Source organism: Mesorhizobium sp. GbtcB19, from assembly GCF_019091085.1.
In the GTDB taxonomy this organism is placed as follows: Bacteria; Pseudomonadota; Alphaproteobacteria; order Rhizobiales; family Rhizobiaceae; genus Mesorhizobium.
In genome coordinates this window covers 144,137-160,235 of the sequence record NZ_JAGXJY010000002.1, presented here as the reverse complement: position 1 = coordinate 160,235, position 16,099 = coordinate 144,137, and the positions used below count along the sequence as shown (strand labels likewise).

Here is a 16,099-nt window from a genome sequence, read left to right as displayed (position 1 = left end):
GCTATGTACGTCACAAGGACGTACAAGTCAAGAAAACTGCCCTGTGCGGATTGTGACCGTCTTGCCCGAGATATTGACCCCATGAGTGTCCCTTCGCATGGCGGGTCGAAGCCCACCGCATCTCCCCTCACTTTCGCCGTGCTGGTCTTTCCGGGCTTTCCGATGATGGCGTTTTCGTCCGTCATCGAGCCGCTGCGCGCCGCCAACGTGCTTGCCGGGCGCGAATGCTATCGTTGGGTGATTGTCGGCGCCGATCGAGGCACGGTCGAGGCGTCCAACGGTGTCGTCATCCAGCCGGGTTTCTCAGCTGTCGACGCGCCGAAGGTCGATCGCATCGTGGTGTGCTCCGGCGGCGATGCCGACCATGTCGTCGCCGACGAGGCGATGAGCTGGATCCGCAAAAGCCTGCGCGGCGGCGCGCATATCGGCGCGGTGGCGGATGCCGCGTTCTTCCTGGCCCGCGCCGGCCTGCTCGACGGCCATGCCTGCACCTTGCACTGGACCAGCCAGGCCGCCTTCACCGAGGCCTTTCCGGACATCGAGCTCCGGCGCGACCTCTTCGTCATCGACCGCAAGCGCTTCACGTCGGCCGGCGGTGTCGGCAGCCTCGACATGATGCTGGAGATCATCACGCGCGACTATGGCGCCGAGATCGCGGCGGGTGTCGCGGAATGGTTCGTCCACTCCCCGCTGCGCTCTAGCGTCGATCGCAAGCTGATGCCGCTCAGGCTGCGCACGGGCGTGCAGAACGAGCTGGTGCTGTCGGCCATCGCCATTATGGAGGACGCTGTCGAGGAGCGGCTCGGCATGGCCGAGCTTGCGACAAGGCTTGGCGTGTCCCCCGACAAGCTGGAGCGCAATTTCCGCGCCGAACTCGATATCTCGCCCAACGGCTATTACCGGCGGCTCCGGCTGAAGCGCGCCGCCGACCTGCTCGCGCATTCGACGCTGATGGTGCGCGACGTGGCACTGGCGTGCGGGTTTGCCTCGATGTCGAGTTTTGCAAGGGCCTTTCGCGAGGAGCATGGGCATGCGCCTAAGGCGATGAGGAGGCATTAGGTGGTGCGCGCTGCGCGATGAGACGCAGGTGGGACAGCGCCCCCCTCTGTCCTGCCGGACATCCCCCACTTGGGGGGAGATCAGATGTCGCTCCGGCTTTCGCCAATCTCCAACGTTGAAAGGGACAGCCGGCGCCGAAGCTGCCAATCTCCCCCCTCGTGGGGGAGATGTCCGGCAGGACAGAGGGGGGCGCGAAGGAACGCGGCGCCTACCGTTTCTCGCCCAGCACTCCTGCGGCATCTGGCACAACAATCGCGGGATTCCGCACAAGCTCAACGCCCCGCCCGGCTATGGTCTCCCCAACAGGAGACTTCCCATGAGCATCGTCGTATTCGACCCCGACAGCACCGAGGATGTGGACTTCAAGGACCGCATGCGCCACCCGGCCGCGGCCGACCCAGCGGGCGGCATGTGGCTATCGGACACCGAGCCGTCCTTCATCGATGCCGATGCGCTGCGCAAGGGGCGGCTGGCAAAGCTTCGCGCCTGGATGCGCGAGGCGGGCTATGGCGGCATTGTTTTGTTCGATCCCTACAACCAGCGCTACGCCACCGGCTCGCGCAACATGTTCGGCTATTTCCTGCGCAATTCGACCCGCTATTTCTTCATCCCGCCCGACGGGCCGATCGTGCTGTTCGAATATCCGCAGAGCTACCATGTCTCGATGGTGCTCGACACGATCGACGAGGCGCGGCCTTCGAAGCTGGTCTGGTCCTCGGTGTCGGGCCGTGACGACGAGACCGCCGGGCCTTTCGCCGACGAGATCGCCGAGTTGCTCAAGAAGCATGGCGGCGGCTCGATGAAGCTCGGGCTCGACCGCTGCAGCCATCTGCAGGCGCTGGCGCTGGAAAAGCGCGGCTGCGAGGTGAAGGACTGCCAGGGCGAGATCCTGGCCGTGCGCGCAGTGAAGACGCCCGAGGAAGTGAAATGCCTGCTGGCATCGATGGCGGGCGCCGAAGCCGCGGTGGCGGCGGTGCGCGAGGCGATCAAGCCCGGCGTTTCCGAGAACGAGCTTTTCGCCATCATGTATGGCGAGGTCATCCGCCAGGGTGGCGAGTTCATCGAGACCCGCCTGCTCACCTCGGGTCAGCGCACCAATCCATGGTTCAACGAAGCGAGCGGCCGCAAAATCCGGCCGGGCGAATTGCTGGCGCTCGATACCGACACGATCGGTTGCTACGGCTATTATTCCGACTTCTCGCGCACCTTCCGGTGCGGCCCGGGCAAGCCGACGCCTTACCAGAAGTCGCTCTACCGGATGGCGCATGACCAGGTGCAGCACAATATCGGTATCGTGAAGCCCGGCATGGCCTTCCGCGAGATCGCCGAGAAAGCCTGGAAAATCCCCGACCGCTTCGTCGATCAGCGCTACACGTCGGTCATGCACGGCGTCGGCATGCATGGCGAGACGCCTTTCATCGCGCATGCGATGGACTACGAGACCTATGGCCGCGACGGCGTCATCGTGCCGGGCATGGTGGTCAGCGTCGAAAGCTATATCGGCGAGAAAGGCGGCCGCGAAGGCGTCAAACTGGAGGACGAGATTCTCATTACCGAGACCGGGACGGAGCTGCTCTCGCGGTTTCCGTATGAGGATGAATTCCTGGAGCCGCAGGTTTGATGGCGGTATCCACTCTTGGCTCGGGTGTATCGCAAACCCTGGTGAGTAGCTGCAGCGCTTGCGCCATCGTCATCCTAGGCCGAAGCAAGGAGCGCAGCGACGCGGCGCAGACCCTAGGATCCATGCCGGGACTCCCAAGTGCCGCAACGGTGCAAATTCTGCTCCGCTATGTTACTTGGCCAACGTCACGGCATGGATCCTCGGGTCTGCGCCGCGTCGCTGCGCTCCTGCTTCGCCCGTGGATGACGAAGCTGGGGAGGCACCGGCCAATCACCACCGTTTGCGCCAATTCGCTGAACGGAGCAGCGTTGGCGGCCACAAGCACAGGCGCATCAGCATGAAGAATCCAATTTCCATCCGGCGCGGCACGGTGGCCGCGGTGTTCATCGATCTCCAGGAGGAACATCGCAAGGACAGACGCTATCTGGTCGAGGGGTTTGCCGACATCCTCGCCAACGTCCAGCGGCTGCAGGAGGCGGCGCGGCGCAATTTCGTGCCGCTCCATCACTGGGCCTATATCGTCGATCTCGCCGAGGCGCGGCCGTTCCACCCTGTGGACGATAGCGGCAAGTCGGCCTTTTCCGACAAGGACGATCCGCTGACGGCGATCTGCCATGAAGTGGCGCCGCAGAACGGAGAAGCCACGCTGGTCAAGCAGGAAGCGAGCGCCTTCGGCAAGAACGATTTTGCCCAAAAACTCAAGGCGTCCGGCATCGAATGGCTGGTGATCGCCGGGGTGTGGACCGAGGCCTGCATCGACGCCACCGTGAAGGACGCGGTGGCGCTTGGGTTTCGCGTGCTGCTGGTCAAGGACGCCTGCGGCAGCGCGAGCGCCGCCATGCACCAGACCGGCATCCTCAACCTCGCCAACCGGCTCTATGGCGGCGCCGTCACCAACACGCTCGACGCCTGCCGGCTGATGGCCGGCGACACGGTCAATGTGTGGCAGGTCGAGGGCTCCGTGCCGCTGCGCTTCACCTTCGAGAACGCGGCGCGGCTTTACGCAGAGCTCTGACGGCGATGAACAGCGACCCAGCCGATCCGGCAGAGCGCGGCAAATATGCCGACCGGCTCGACCCGGAGCTCTGGGACTATATCGACAAGGTCAACAGCTGGTACCCGCCGGAGATCGTGGCCGCGCCCATCGCGGAGCAGCGCGCGGTTTATGATCGGATGTGCGTGGCATTCCACCAAGGCCGCCCGGCGGGTGTGACCACCAGCGATGGCGTCGTCGCGACGGCTGCCCAGGCCATTCCGGTCCGTCGCTATCGCATGGTGGGCAAGGCGGCCGCGGCAATCGTCGTCTATTATCACGGCGGCGGCTTTGTGCTCGGCGACCTCGACAGCCATGACGATATCTGCGCGGAAATCTGCGCCGGCACCGGATTCGAGGTGATCTCGGCCGACTACCGGCTGGCGCCGGAATACCTGCACCCCGCTTCGTTCGACGATGCGCTGGCCGTGTTCGAGTGGGCCGCGGCGATAAGCACGCTGCCGATCGTGCTTTGCGGCGAAAGCGCCGGCGGGAATCTGGCCGCGGCGGTGGCACGAGCGACGCGGCAGCATGCGCGGCCTGCCGTTGGCCAAGTGCTGATCTATCCCAGTCTTGGCGGCGACGAGGGCGGCCGTTCCTACATCGAGCATGCCGAGGCGCCGCTGCTGACGCTCGCCGATATCGAATTCTACCGCCGTGTCCGTTCGGCACCGGGTCAGGTTTTGGACGACCCGACGTTCTCGCCGCTCAGGGATCGCGACTTTTCCGGCCTGCCGCCCACGGTGATCGTCACTGCCGAATGCGATCCGCTGTCGTCGGACGGTGAAGCCTACCGCGACCGCATTCTGGCCACAGGTGGCTGCGCCTGGTGGCGCGAGGAGCCGCGGCTGGTGCACAGCTTTCTGCGCGCCCGCCCGACCGTGCCGCGCGCGGCGGAGGCGTTTGCGAGGATTATTGCGGATATCGGCGCACTGGGCGCCAGCGATGCAGCGCTAATCTCCCCCCTCGTGGGGGAGATGGCCGGCAGGCCAGAGGGGGGCGCGAAGGATCGCAACCCTTCGGCTTCCTAGCCTTCCGAACTATCTGCAACATGGTTTCAATCGGCTGAGACGTCGGCGGGACAGCGCCCCCCCCTCTGCCCTGCCGGGCATCTCCCCCACAAGGGGGGAGATTGGCAGCTTCAACGTCCTGCGGAACAGCGCACAAGAACTGCGGAAAACCAAACATTTCGCCGCGGAAAGCAGACCTATCATTGCTCGGCAGGCAACGGCGTCCCGGCGGTCGCATCCGCCCCCGCGCCTGGCGATCCCGGGGCGCCCAACAACAGAGGGAACGACGATGAAATTCATGCTGACCGACAGAAAACTGCACCCGCGGGCCAAGCCGACCGCCGACGATTTCAAGGCGGGCGCGATCAGCCGGCGCGAATATCTGGCGCTAATGGCCGGCCTCGGCGTCAGTGCCGCCGGCGCGATGGCGCTGGGCGGGATCGTCCCCTCGCCCGCCCGCGCCGCCGAACCGAAAAAGGGCGGCGTGCTGCGCGTCGCCATGAACGTCAAGGGTTTTAAAGACCCGCGCACTTTCGACGGCGTCGAGATGTCGAATGTCGCGCGCCACTGCAACGAATATCTGGTGCGCTGGAAGACCGACTTCTCGTTCGAGCCGTGGTTGCTGGAAAGCTGGGAGACCAGCGACGACGCCAGGACGATCACGCTGCATGTGCGCAAGGGCATCACCTGGTCGAATGGCGACACTTTCAATGCCGACGACGTGATGCACAACCTCAACCGCTGGTGCGATGCCTCGGTCGCCGGCAATTCGGTTGCCGCGCGCATGGGCGCGCTGGTCAATGCCGACACCAAGAAGCCGGTCGATGGCGGCATCCAGAAAGTCGACGACTATACCGTCAAGCTCAACCTGCCCAAGCCCGACATCTCGCTGATTGCCGGCATGGCCGACTATCCGGCGCTGATCATGCACCGCTCCTATGAGGGTGACGGCGACCCGAAGAAGGCGCTGGCCATCACCACCGGCCCGTGCGAGTTGGTGAGCTGGGACGCCGAGACCGGTGCCGAGGTGAAGCGCAAGGACAAGCCCTGGTGGAAGGGCGAGTTCTATCTCGACGGCATCAAATGGGTCGACTACGGCTCCGACCCCAACGCCATGCTGTCGGCCTTCGAATCCGGCGAGATCGATACCGACCACGAGACCGCGTCGGACGCCGTGTCGCAGACCGACAAGATGGGCCTGCAGAACTCCGAGATCGCCACCGGCTCGACCATCGTCGCGCGCTTCAATGTCGGCAATGCGCCCTATGACGACGTCAAGGTGCGCCGCGCCGCCCAGCTTGCCGTCGACAATGCAGCGGTGCTGAAGCTCGGACTCGATGGTCGCGGAAAACCCGCCGACAACCACCATGTCGGCCCGATGCATCCGGAATTCGCCGATATCGGCCCGGCCAAGCGCGATGTCGAACAGGCCAAGAAGCTGATCGCGGAAGCCGGCAAGGCCGACCACGAATATGAGCTGATCTCGGTCGATATCGAATGGCAAAAGACCACCGCCGACGCCATCGCGGCGCAGATCCGCGAGGCGGGCTTCAAGATCAAGCGCACGGTGCTGCCGGCCGCGACCTTCTGGAACGACTGGAGCAAGTTCCCCTATTCCTGCACCGAATGGCTCGGTCGCCCGCTCGGCGTGCAGGTGCTGGCCTTAGCCTACAAATCGGGCGCGGCGTGGAACGAAAGCGCCTATGCGAACAAGGAGTTCGACGAACTTCTCGACAAGGCGCTTGCCACGCCCGACGCCAGCCAGCGCAAGGAGATCATGGCCAAGATCGAGACCAACCTGCGCGATTCCGGTATCATCATCCAGCCCTACTGGCGCTCGGTCTACCGCACCTATCGCAAGGGCGTGCAGGGCTGCGAACAGCACCAGTCGCTCGAGCAGCATTTCGAGAAAGTGTGGCTGGAGAGCTGATCCTCCCGGGGCTGAAACGGCCGGCGTGGCTCAGTTCGGCCGCGCCGGCCGTTTGCCGATCTTGCCGCGATCATCAGGGCCGCTTGGAGCCTTGCGGCGACTGACCGACCGACATCCGCTCGATGATCGTCGTCGGCAGCACGATCCGCTCGGGCGGCCGGTCGTCGCCTTTCAGGCGGCGTATCAACAGCTCCGCCACCGATTTGCCCAGCGCATAGACCGGCTGGTCGATGACGGTGATGGGCGGCGTCGTCACGCTCGTCCAGTCGGCATCGTGGAAGGTGATCAGCGACATGTCGCGCGGAATGCTGAGGCCGCATTCGCGGATCGCCTTGAACAGATCCAGCGCCACGACGCTGTCGGACGCCAAGATCGCCGTCGGCCGGTCCGCGCTCTTGAGCAGGCGCTGCATCAGATTGTGTGCGCTCTCCGATCGCCCGCTGCCGAAATGGATGTTGCGCTCCGCTCCTTCCATGCCCGCTTCGCGGCAGGCTTCGATAAAGCCGAGAATGCGCTCGCGCACCGTCGAGGTGTTGATCCTGGACGCCGCGCCGCGAAAGTCTCCCGACAACACCGCCGCGGTGACATAGGCGATCCTTCGATGCCCAGCCTGGGTCAGGATACGCGTGGCCCGCAACGCGGCATTGCGGTCGTCGACCGTGACCGTGTCGACGGCCAGCTCCGGCAGGGCGCGGTCGAGCAGCGCCAGCGGGCAAGCGATCTCCTTGAGATGCGCGATCTCACCGGACTGGGCCGGCGTCACGATCAGGCCGTCGACCTGCTTGGCCAGGAGGACGCGGATCGCATTCTTTTCCGCTTCGACGTCCTCGCCCGAATTGGCGAGGATCACGTTGATGCCGGACAGGCGCGCGACGTCACTTATGCCGCGCACGGCAAGCGAGAAGAACGGGTTCTCGATATCGCCGACGACCACGCCGATGCTGCCGGAGCGCCCGGTCGTCATACTGCGCGCCAGTTCGTTCGGCCGGTAGTCGAGCGCCCTCGCGGCTTTCAGCACAGCCGCGCGGACTGTCTCGCTCACGGTGCCGTAGCCGCCCAGCACGCGCGCAGCCGTCGCCTTTGAAACCTTGGCTAGGCGGGCGACGTCGCTGACGGTGACGGAGGGAGCCTTGGGAGGACGCTTCATTCCTTGGAAAGTCGCTTTCAAACGCGTTGACGAATGGTCGCCGCTGTGCCTACAAATGTCAAGAGACCGGTCTCATTCGCATTTGAGACCGGTCTCATAAGAATAAGAGCGCTGGGAGGCGCCGCATCGGAAGCCGTGTCGAAATTGACCGTCAGGCAGCTTTTGGCCTGGCGAGAAACCGATCTTCAGAGTGGAGAACAACCAATGAGCATAAGAGGTCTTTTCACAGCGAGCCGGCGGCAGCGCATCGGCTCGATCTTCTTCGCCATCGCGCTGGCAGCGCTTTCGCTCCCCAAGGCCTGGGCGGCGGACAATCCCTACAATCTCATCGACCCCAAGACGATCAGCGTCGGCACGATGGGCGACGCCAAGCCCTATGCCTTCACCACCGCCGACGGCAAATTCACCGGTTTCGATCTCGAATTCTTCCTCAACGTGGTCGGCCGCATGGGCTTCAAATCGGACCAGGTGACCTTCACCGGCCAGGAGTTCTCGGCACTGATGCCTTCGGTCGCCAACCAGCGCTTCGACGTGGCGGTCGCGGCGATCGGCACGACGGACAAGCGCAAGCAGACGGTCGACTTTTCCGACGGCTATCTTGCCGGGTACCTGTCGGTGCTGACGTCCGACCCCAAGATCACAAACGCCGAAGGCCTTGCCGGCAAGCGCCTCGGCGTCGTCCAGGGCACGCTGCAGGAAATCTACGCCACCAAGAATTTCACCAATACCGACCTAGTAAAATTCCCGGACAACAACTCGGCCATCGCCGCGCTCAACAACGGCACGGTCGACGGGCACTTCCTCGACTATGAGGCGGCCAAGCAATATGGCGAGCGCTATCCGGCGCTGAAGATTGCCGTCAACATCCCGTCCTTCGACGCGCCGGCCGGCTTCGTTATCCGCAAGGGCAACGACGCTTTCCGCGAGGCGCTGAACAAGGGCATCCACGAAGCCATGCAGGACGGCACCTGGCGCGACCTCTACCAGAAATGGTTCCCCGGATCGCCGATGCCGGAGCAATATCTCCCCAAGAAGAACTGACCTGCAATTGCCGCCGGCGCGAATGCCGGCGGCCTTTCAGGCAGGCCGTGAGAGATCGCGCGACGGAGAGGTCCGTCGCCGAGCAAGGCAGGTTGGCGGATGGACTGGTTAGAAAACCTTCAGCGCAGCTTTTTCGATTGGGACGCGATGGCCGAGGTGCTGCCGTCGCTGCTTGCCGTTGGGCTGAAGAATACATTGATCCTCGCCGCGACCTCAACGGTGCTCGGCATCTTCATCGGCATGGTGCTTGCCGTCATGGGCATCTCGCGCTCCGCCTGGCTGCGCATTCCGGCACGCGTCTACACCGACATTTTTCGTGGACTCCCCGCCATCCTGACGATCCTCTTGATCGGCCAGGGCTTTGCCCGCATCGGTCGCGAGCTGTTCGGCCCCTCCCCTTACCCGCTCGGCATACTGGCGCTCAGCCTGATCGCCGGCGCCTATATCGGCGAGATCTTTCGCTCGGGCATCCAGAGCGTCGAAAGCGGCCAGATGGAAGCCTGCCGCGCGCTCTCCATGAGCTACGGCCAGGGCATGCGGCTGATCGTCATTCCGCAAGGCGTGCGCCGCGTACTGCCTGCCCTGGTCAACCAGTTCATCGGCAACGTCAAGGATTCCAGTCTCGTCTATTTCCTCGGCCTGCTCGCGTCGGAACGCGAGATTTTCCGCATCGGCCAGGACCAGGCGGTGGTCACCGGCAACCTGTCGCCGCTGCTTCTGGCCGGCATGTTCTACCTCATCATCACCGTGCCGCTGACCCATGTGGTCAACACCATCGACAACCGCCTGCGGCTCGGCAAGCAGAAGCCGGGCGGCGTGGTCAGCGGGTTGGTCGAGGTCGGCGAGTTGAAGGACACGGCCTCGTCCGGCGCGGCGCGGCCGGCGATCAAGGCCGGCAGCCTCGAAGTGCGCGATCTCGACATGGCCTATGGCGAGTTGCAGGTGCTGAAGCAAATAAGGCTCAAGGTCGAACCCGGCACTGTCACCTGCGTCATCGGGCCGTCGGGTTCGGGAAAGTCGACGCTGCTGCGCTGCCTCAACCGGCTGGTCGAACCGAAGGCCGGCGACGTGTTGCTCGACGGCCAGAGCATCCTGGCGATGAAACCGGAGATGCTGCGCCGGCGCGTCGGCATGGTCTTCCAGCATTTCAATCTGTTTCCGAACCACACGGCAATCGAGAACGTCACGCTGGCGCTGACCAGGATCAAAGGCATGGCGGGAAGCCAGGCGCGGCGCGCGGCCGAAGCCCGTCTTTCAGAAGTAGGTCTTGCCGCTCGCGCGGACTACCGTCCGAGTCGCCTTTCGGGCGGCCAGCAGCAGCGCGTGGCGATCGCCCGCGCGCTCGCCATGGAGCCCGAAGTCATCCTCTTCGACGAGGTGACCAGCGCGCTCGATCCCGAACTGGTCAAGGGCGTGCTGAACCTGATGGCCGATCTCGGCCGGCGCGGCATGACGATGATCGTCGTCACCCATGAGATGGGGTTCGCCCGCAAGGTGGCCGACCAGGTCGCCTTCATGGACGAGGGCCGTATCGTCGAGGTCGGCCCGCCGGCGGAAATCTTCGACCGGCCGAAGAGCCCGAGACTCCGGCAATTCCTCGCCGAGGTGCTGTGAGCGATGCCGCCGCGCCCTCTCCCAAGCCAAAGCCCGATCATCGAAAGCTGCAATCATGACTGAAAAATCCGCCCTCAAGGTCGCCGTCATCGGCGCCGGCATCTTCGGCGTCTCAACCGCCGTTCATCTCGTCCGGCTCGGCGCGCAGGTGACGATCGTCAGCGACGGGCCGGTCGCCAATGGCGCGTCATCGCGCTCGCTTGCCTGGCTGAACTCGGCGCGCAAGCGTTCGGCCGGCTACCATGCACTGCGCATCGCGGGCCTCGACCGCTACCGAAAGCTCGCCGCCGGACAGGAGTGCGGCGCCTGGCTGCGCCTGGACGGCGGGCTCACCTGGGACGCCGACAACGCCGCCAACCAGATCGCGGAAATCTTCCGCCACGAAAAGGCGATCGGCTACGAGACCCGGCTGCTTGCGCCCGCCGAGATCGCCGCTGTCACGCCAGGCATCGACACAAAGGCCGTTTCTCGCCAAGGCGCCATCTTCAATGCCGGCGAAGGTTGGGTCGACCTGCCTTCGCTTATCGGCTTCCTGCTGCGCGAATTCGGCGAACGCGGTGGACGCGTCCTGACCGATGGCGGCACCGCCGATGTGATCCTCGCCAATGGCCGCGCGACTGGCGTGAGGGCAGCGTCGGGCCAGGTCATCGACGCCGATGCCGTGGTGGTCGCGACCGGCCCGGCGGTGCCGGCCATGGCGGCGAAAGCCGGGCGGCGCATCGGCGACGGCACGACGCGCGCACTGCTTCTCTTCAGCAAACCGATCCGCCACCCGCTGCGCGCCGTGCTCAACACCCCGCGCGTCGCCATCCGGCCGACGCCGAACGGCGCGTTCGCGCTCGACTCGGCCTGGTCGGAGGATGAAGTGATCGTGCGTGACGACGGTAGCTACGAGGCCAAGCCGTCGACATTCGCGGGCCTGCTCGAGGAAGCCTCGAAGGTGCTGGAGGGCAACCCCACGCTGGAGCTTGAAAGCCGTCACATGGGACCGAAGCCGATACCGGCCGACGGCGAACCGGTGATCGGCCAGTTGACCGGCATTCCCGGCTATTACGTCGTCTTCAGCCACAGCGGCGCAACGCTCGGGCTGATCGCCGGCGAATTGCTGGCGGGCGAGATCGTCGGTGGCAAGGCCAGCCCGCTGCTGCAACCGTTTCGTCCTGCGCGGTTCGACGGCTGAGAAGCTGTTTGCCATGCCCGTGTCTCTTGGCTCAGATTGCGCCTGAGCGGCCTCGCCGCCCCGAATGCGAGAAGCAGCAAGGCATGGATCACTTCGACCTCGGCGCATATCGCCGCGCTATCTCCACCTCCTCAGCCGAGACGCAGCGCTGGTTCGATATCGGGCTGAACTGGTGCTACGGCTTCAACCACGAGGAAGGGATAAAGTGCTTCGAGAAGGCGCTGGAGACCGATCCCGGCTGCGCCTTCGTGCATTGGGGCATCGCCTATGCCGCCGGGCCTTTTTACAACCTGACCTGGAAGGAGCATGGCAAGGCGGAGGCCGACCAGGCCGCCAGGCGCTGCTTCGAGCATGTCGAACTGGCGCGGGCCAATGCGGCAAGCGCAAGCCCTGTCGAGCAGCGGTTGATCGAGGCGCTAGCCGCGCGTTTCCAGCAGCCGCATGGAGTGAGCCCGGCCGAGTTCGAGCAATGGGATAATGCCTATGCCACCGCGATGCGGCAGGTTTTTCGCGCGTTCCCCGACGACCATGACGTGATGGCGCTCACCGTCGAGGCGCTGATGATGCGCACGGTCAGGCGGCTGTGGAACCTCAAGACTGGCGCGCCGGCGCCGAACTCGGACGTGATCGAGGCGCTGGAGATCTGCGAGCGTTCGATCCGGATGTCGGACGAGGCAGGCGCTGCGCCGCATCCGGCGGCGCTGCATCTTCACATCCACCTGCTCGAAATGTCGACGCAGCCGGAGCGCGGCATACGCTCGGCGGAGCGGCTGGGGACGATGTGCCCGGATGCCGGCCATATGAACCACATGCCGGGGCACATTTACGTGCTCTGCGGCGAATATGAGAAGGCAAAAATCGCCAGCGAGAAGGCTGTGCGCGCCAACGACCTTTACCTCGCCTATGCCGGCGAACCGACTTACTACCTGCTTGGATGCTGCCATGATCTGCATCTGATGATGTTCACCTGTATGTTCCTTGGCCAATATCGCCCTGCCCTATGGGCGGCCGACAAGGTGCGCAGCCTGGTGACGCGCGATGTCGTCGCCATTCCGGAGCGGCCGAAGCTCACCCAGACGGTTGAGGGCTATCACGCGATGAAATCGCATGTTCAGGTGCGCTTCGGGCGCTGGCGCGAGATCATCGACGAACCGATGAATGGCGAGCCTGAACTCTATGTCCTGACCACCGCCATGCAGCACTACGCCAAGGGCGTGGCGCATGCGACGCTGCGCGAATTCGCCGATGCCGAGCGCGAACGCGATCTCTTTAGCCGGCAAATCGAACGCATTTCGCCCGAGCGCCGCTTCCTCAGCAACCCGACGAAAGCGTCGCTCGCGGTGGGCGCGGCGCTGCTCGACGGCGAGTTCGCCTACCACCAGGGCCGGCACGACGAGGCCTACGACCACCTGCGCCGCGCGGTCGAACTCGACGACAATCTGTCCTACACCGAGCCATGGGCCTGGATGCACCCGCCACGCCACGCGCTGGCCGCACTTCTGCTCGACCAGGGCCATGCGACCGAGGCCGAGCACGTCTATCGCGACGATCTCGGCTTAAGCGGCGCCGTGCAGCGTTGCGCCCAGCATCCGGACAATGTCTGGGCACTGCACGGGCTGGTCGAATGCCTCAAGCGGCGTGGCGAAAAGGAGGATCTGCAGGGCCTGCAGGCGAAGCTTGCGGCTGCGCTTGCGAAGGCGGACGTGGCGATCACTTCGTCGTGCTTATGCCGGACGAGCGTGACGCTGGACGGACGATCAGAACACAGCTGCTGTGACTGAGCGCAGTACAGGCTTAAGAGAATATCTCCGCCAGGTCCTCAACGCTGGTGCCTTCCTTGACCCGCCGCAATTCGACGTAGCAGACGGCCGGCGCGATCGAGGTCAACATGTAAAGGACGGCGCTCGCTAATGCGTCCAGCGACATGCCTGCCATCGCTCCGACAGCAGGCACGATCGCGACCAGCGCGAATTGGACGGCGTAGGCGGCGGTGATGAGGACTATCCATAGCCAGAACAGCGCCCAGCGGCTTCCCTTGGTCAAATCACTGCTGCGCGCCATAGAGCCGAGGACGCCGAGCCGTTCCTGCACCAGGGCTGGCACAGCCACCGACCAGCGCAGGAACAGGATGACCCCGGGGACGACAAGCGCCAGCAGCGCAAAGGCGGCGCCAAAGGTAGCGAGCAGCGCGATGCCGATCGTTGGCAACAAGAAGGAGATGGCAACGGCCAGGCAGTCGCCGAGAGTCGGCCGCTTACCGTTGAGATCCTCGATGGTGACCCGTACCAGCGCGGCCTGCAGAACGGCCGCCAGGATCATAGCGACCAGGGCGGCGGTAACGGCAAAGGCAATGTGCTGAGGCGAGTATCGCGTGAAATGGACGATCCGCTTCAGCACCAGAAACTGGATGGCGAACCGCGGCAGGCCGGAAAAGATCAGCGCCAGTCCGACACACAGAAGCGGATTGCGGCCAATCACCGCAAAACTGTCGTGGAACACCCGGCCGATGCGAAAGCGATCAGCCGGGTTCAGTGCCGCTGATGCCATGATGTTATCGTCCCTGTGCGCTGTGGCTTACGAGAATATCTCCGCCAGTTCGTCGACGCTGGCGCCTTCCCTGACCTGACGCAATTCGACATAGATGACGGCGATCGCCACCGAAATCACCGCCGAGAAGATGCTCGACAGCAGGCTGCCTCCCACGGCCCCGACGAAGATACCGGTACCGCTGAGGCCGCTGGCCGTTGCCAGGGCAAACCTGAACAGCAGCGAGAATGCCGCCTGAAGCAGGCCGGCCGCGATGCCAATGACCAAAAGCAGGCCAAAGATCGGCCAACGGCTGCCTTTGGTCAGCGCCCGGCTGCGCGATATCGAACCGAACACGCCGAGCCTTTCCTGGACCGCCACCGGTATCGCAACCGATATGCTGATGAACCACATTGCCGCCGGGATAGCGGCCACGGCAATCCCGATGAGCGCACCGACGAAGGCGCCGCCAAAGGCGAAAATGGAGGCGACGATGCCGATCACGATGCCGGCCAGTATCAGGGCAAGAAAAACAATGAAGCCTATGCCCAGCATCGGAAAGAACCTGCGCAACGCGATCTGGATACAGTCGCCGACCGCCGGACGGCTGCCGTTCATGTCCTCGACCGTCAGCCGGACCAATGCTGCCTGCGCGAGCAAGCCGAGCACCAGAAACACCAGCCCAGCAATCGCCGATACGGCCGCCAGCCTTGCCATGTCCGGCCTTTCGAAGGCAGAGGCGCCCGCGGCCTCGCGCATCCTGGCGAGCTGGGTGAGGTTCCAAAAATTGTAGATCAACGTGGGCGCAGCGGAAAACAAGCCAACGATCGCCGCAAGCGGGCCGAAGCTGCGGCTGATAACCGAGAATGTGTTGCTGAACACCCGGCCGATGCGGAATTTTTCCGGCCTGCCGCTTGCGATCGACGCCATCTTATATTCCCCCAAACTAATGAATATGCAAAATTAAACAGTATCCGCAAGATTGATACTTGCGGTTCGAGGGCGTTGCAATTCTCCAATCGTATTGCTGATGTCGCCGCCGATAAGCGGAGGCAGCCGAAGCCTTCCCCGCCAGTCTGGCGACGGTTCCGTTCTTCGCATGCCGGGCGGGATGGGCGCTCGGTTACGAGAAAATCTCCGCCAACTCGTCGATGCTGGTACCTTCCTTCGCCTGGCGCAGTTCGACGTAGCTCACTGCGGCAGCGATCGACAGCACCATCGACACCACGGTCTGCACCAGCGCGGCGCCGATCTCGGCAATGATGCCGCCGAACAGCACCAGAAGCAGCAACATCCCCCATTGGACGATCATCGCAATGATGATGAGAATGAGGAACAGGCCGAACAGCGACCAGCGGCTGCCTTTGGTGAGCGCGCGGCTGCGCGACATCGAGCCGAAGACGCCCCGCCGCTCCTGGATGAGGACCGGAACCGACATCGACCAGCCAAGCCACAGGATGATGCCGGGTACGATAAGAGCGACCATCGCAAGGATGGAACCAAAATAGACAAGCAGACCTATCGCCAGCGTCGGCAGCAGGAAGCGGATCGCGATCTGAATGCAGTCGCCGAAGGACGGCCGCTTGCCGTTGAGGTCTTCGATGGTTGCTCGCACCAGGGCCGATTGCAAGAGCAGCGAGCAGACGAAAGCGACCAGCCCGCCGATCACGCTGGCAGATGAATTGCGCCACACCGCATTGGGGTCGGCCATTGCGCCCGGATCGCCATGCAGCACTGCGTCCAGCTGCGGCTGCGTCCACAGCCTGATGAGGAATGCCGGCAGTCCCGAAAACAACAACGCCAGCCCTGCGCAAATCCCGATATTGCGGGTAATGACGCCGAAGGTGGTGTTGAACACCCTGCCGATCTCGAATCTGCCGGGTCGTCCCAGTGTTGCAGTGGTCATGATAATTTCCCCCGAGTCACCGCCGTATCCAA

Annotated in this window: 13 protein-coding genes; 9 read left to right on the top strand and 4 right to left on the bottom strand. The window is 64.2% G+C overall.

The features are described 5' to 3' along the window. Positions 1–81: 81 nt before the first annotated feature. The 5 genes from KVT37_RS04700 (at position 82) to KVT37_RS04680 (ending at position 6,653) form a co-directional block, all read left to right on the top strand. A complete protein-coding gene (locus tag KVT37_RS04700) occupies positions 82–1,059 on the top strand; it encodes a GlxA family transcriptional regulator (RefSeq protein ID WP_217570196.1) in 978 nt (325 codons plus the stop codon). Between the two features lie 316 nt (positions 1,060–1,375). Then, a complete protein-coding gene (locus KVT37_RS04695) occupies positions 1,376–2,680 on the top strand; it encodes a Xaa-Pro peptidase family protein (protein WP_217570194.1) in 1,305 nt (434 codons plus the stop codon). Between the two features lie 337 nt (positions 2,681–3,017). Beyond that, positions 3,018–3,695 (top strand): isochorismatase family protein, encoded by a 678-nt coding sequence (locus KVT37_RS04690; RefSeq protein WP_217570192.1) that lies wholly within the window; start codon positions 3,018–3,020, stop codon positions 3,693–3,695. Between the two features lie 5 nt (positions 3,696–3,700). After that, entirely contained in the window at positions 3,701–4,744 is a 1,044-nt protein-coding gene (locus KVT37_RS04685) for an alpha/beta hydrolase (RefSeq protein ID WP_217570190.1), read from the top strand. A 268-nt stretch (positions 4,745–5,012) separates the two neighbouring features. Beyond that, positions 5,013–6,653 carry an ABC transporter substrate-binding protein gene (locus KVT37_RS04680; RefSeq protein ID WP_217570188.1) on the top strand — a complete coding sequence of 547 codons (1,641 nt, stop codon included), beginning with the start codon at positions 5,013–5,015 and terminating at the stop codon, positions 6,651–6,653. Positions 6,654–6,726: 73 nt separating this feature from the next. Here KVT37_RS04680 and KVT37_RS04675 read toward each other — a convergent pair whose 3' ends face one another. Beyond that, positions 6,727–7,800: a LacI family DNA-binding transcriptional regulator gene (locus KVT37_RS04675; RefSeq protein ID WP_217570186.1), complete on the bottom strand. Its 1,074-nt coding sequence runs from the start codon at positions 7,798–7,800 to the stop codon at positions 6,727–6,729. 204 nt (positions 7,801–8,004) lie between these two features. Between KVT37_RS04675 and KVT37_RS04670 the strand changes: the two genes are divergently transcribed. The 4 genes from KVT37_RS04670 (at position 8,005) to KVT37_RS04655 (ending at position 13,416) form a co-directional block, all read left to right on the top strand. Next, a complete protein-coding gene (locus tag KVT37_RS04670; RefSeq protein WP_217570184.1) occupies positions 8,005–8,841 on the top strand; it encodes an ABC transporter substrate-binding protein in 837 nt (278 codons plus the stop codon). Between the two features lie 99 nt (positions 8,842–8,940). Continuing rightward, positions 8,941–10,455 carry an amino acid ABC transporter permease/ATP-binding protein gene (locus tag KVT37_RS33765; protein ID WP_217570182.1) on the top strand — a complete coding sequence of 505 codons (1,515 nt, stop codon included), beginning with the start codon at positions 8,941–8,943 and terminating at the stop codon, positions 10,453–10,455. Positions 10,456–10,510: 55 nt separating this feature from the next. Beyond that, positions 10,511–11,635: an FAD-binding oxidoreductase gene (locus KVT37_RS04660; protein WP_217570181.1), complete on the top strand. Its 1,125-nt coding sequence runs from the start codon at positions 10,511–10,513 to the stop codon at positions 11,633–11,635. Positions 11,636–11,718: 83 nt separating this feature from the next. Beyond that, a complete protein-coding gene (locus KVT37_RS04655; protein ID WP_217570179.1) occupies positions 11,719–13,416 on the top strand; it encodes a M48 family metallopeptidase in 1,698 nt (565 codons plus the stop codon). Positions 13,417–13,429: 13 nt separating this feature from the next. On the opposite strand, the gene KVT37_RS04650 is transcribed toward KVT37_RS04655, so the two are convergent. From KVT37_RS04650 to KVT37_RS04640, 3 genes are all read right to left on the bottom strand, one after another. Beyond that, the gene (locus KVT37_RS04650) at positions 13,430–14,182 is read right to left on the bottom strand and encodes a hypothetical protein (protein ID WP_254633815.1); all 753 of its coding nucleotides are present in this window, start codon (positions 14,180–14,182) and stop codon (positions 13,430–13,432) included. A 27-nt stretch (positions 14,183–14,209) separates the two neighbouring features. Then, positions 14,210–15,091: a hypothetical protein gene (locus tag KVT37_RS04645; protein WP_217570177.1), complete on the bottom strand. Its 882-nt coding sequence runs from the start codon at positions 15,089–15,091 to the stop codon at positions 14,210–14,212. Positions 15,092–15,284: 193 nt separating this feature from the next. After that, positions 15,285–16,067 carry a hypothetical protein gene (locus KVT37_RS04640; protein WP_217570175.1) on the bottom strand — a complete coding sequence of 261 codons (783 nt, stop codon included), beginning with the start codon at positions 16,065–16,067 and terminating at the stop codon, positions 15,285–15,287. Between the last annotated feature and the right edge of the window lie 32 nt (positions 16,068–16,099).